1 protein-coding gene is annotated in these 1,790 nt (G+C 70.3%); it reads right to left on the bottom strand.

The features are described from left to right. Positions 1–87: 87 nt before the first annotated feature. On the bottom strand, positions 88–1,659 hold the full coding sequence (locus D5S19_RS03200) for a transposase (protein WP_233573686.1): 1,572 nt from the start codon (positions 1,657–1,659) through the stop codon (positions 88–90). Between the last annotated feature and the right edge of the window lie 131 nt (positions 1,660–1,790).

Below are 1,790 nucleotides of genomic sequence, written 5' to 3'. Positions count from 1 at the left end.
GAGGCTGTTGCGTTTTCGGTTTGGCTGGTTGGTGGCGGTTGTGGTTGGGGGGTTGTGATGGTTGGGCGGGGCCGCGGGCCCTGCCCATCACGTTGTCTGGGTGGTGGTGTGGGTGTGGGTGAACATGCGGCGCAGGTTGTGTGTCAGTGCGGCGAGGTTGAGCTCGCCGTGGCAGGCGTCAAGTCCGCGCATGCTGAACCGGCGCAGCCCGACCCGGTCCTTGAGGTGCCCGTTGACAGGCTCGACGGTAGCTGCGCGTTTCTTGTAGAGCGCGGCGCCGTCGGGGGTGCGCAGCCGGTGTCGCATCGCCTCGGCCGGGGTGGCGTCCTCGGGTGGTGGGCCGCTGGCCGGGTCGGTGCGGGCCGTCACCGCGATCTGGTGTGCTTTCCCGGTGGCGATCAACCGGTCCGGGCCGGGCGTGGTCAGGTTGTCCTCGCTGCAATACCCCGCATCGGCCAGCACGGTGCCCAGCTCCTGCGGGGTGTCCCGCTCGCCGTTCACCAACTCGGCGGCCTGCTGGGTGCGGTTGAGCATCGGTATCAGCGCAGCGCAGTCGCTGGGGTTGTTGGTCAGCAGCACCGCCAGGATCAGCCAGTCCCCTGTCACCGCGAGCTGGGCGTTGTAGCCCTGGATCCAGCCGCCCCGGGTGGGCAGGATCCGCGAGTCCGGATCGGTCACATTCCGCCGGATCACCGCGCGGTCCGCGTCGCTGCCAGCGGAGGCGGTCGTGGTGTCCTTGCCGGTCTTGGTGTCCTGGGTGGCGGCTGTGCGCAGGGCTCGTTCCAGCCCGGCCAGGGCCTTCTTCACCCGTTTCCCACCGAGCGGATCGGCGACCCGCCGTCCCCGGGGCAGCCGGGAGCCCTCCGCCCCCGCGGCGGCGACCGCGGCGGCGTAGGCGTCGATCTCGGCCTGGCGGGCGGTCATCTCACGGGCCAGCCGGGCCTGCGCCGCCGCGACCGGATCGACCCCGCCCGGGGCCCGGCCGGTCACCCGCTGATCCTCCAGCCGCGCCAGATACTGCTCGGCCTTCGCCGCGTCCCCGGCCGCGGCGGCGTCCCGTTCGGCCTGCTCGGCCTCCAACTCGGCCAGGCACCGGCGGATCCGCTCCGCCCGAGTCTTCGGGTCCGCCAGCTCGGCGGGCAACTCGTCACCCCGGTTGCCCGGGCCGAACTCGGCGTCCTCCGCGGCGTCGGCCGCCTCGGCCTCCGCAGCGATCTTCCGGGCCTGCTCCCGGAACCAGCCCTCACGGTGATTGGCGTCGATCGAGGCGTTCGCGGCGATCTTCGTCCCGTCGATCGCGACCGTGCCCAACCGGCCCATCCCCGCCCGGGCACACAACCCCAGGACCTGCGCGAACACCTGCTCGAACAGGTCCGCATGCGCTGTGCGGAACCGGGCGATCGTGGTGTGATCAGGCGTGTCCTGCGCGCAGATCACCCGGAACGCCACATCCACCGAGCACAACCGCTCGATCTGCCGCGACGACCGTTCCCCCACCGCATAGCCATAGATCAGCAACGCCAGCAACATGCCCGGGTCATACGCCTCGCGCCCGGCACCGCCAAGACGGTGCCGGGCGCGAAACGTATCCAGATCCAGCTGGGCGACCATGTCCAGCACGAACCACACCAGATGCCCTTCCGGGAGCCAGTCCCGCATACTCACCGGCACCAAGAACTGCTGATCACGATCCACCGGACGAAAACCCCTAGCCACACCAGGATTCTCCCGCCACCACAACCCCACACCAAGATCATCACCGGCGGGTCGCTCAAAAACGCAACAGCCTC

The organism is Amycolatopsis panacis, assembly GCF_003600245.1.
In the GTDB taxonomy this organism is placed as follows: domain Bacteria; phylum Actinomycetota; class Actinomycetes; order Mycobacteriales; family Pseudonocardiaceae; genus Amycolatopsis; species Amycolatopsis sulphurea.
The sequence above is the reverse complement of the archived record's forward strand: the minus strand, read 5'-3'. Positions and strand labels throughout refer to the sequence as shown.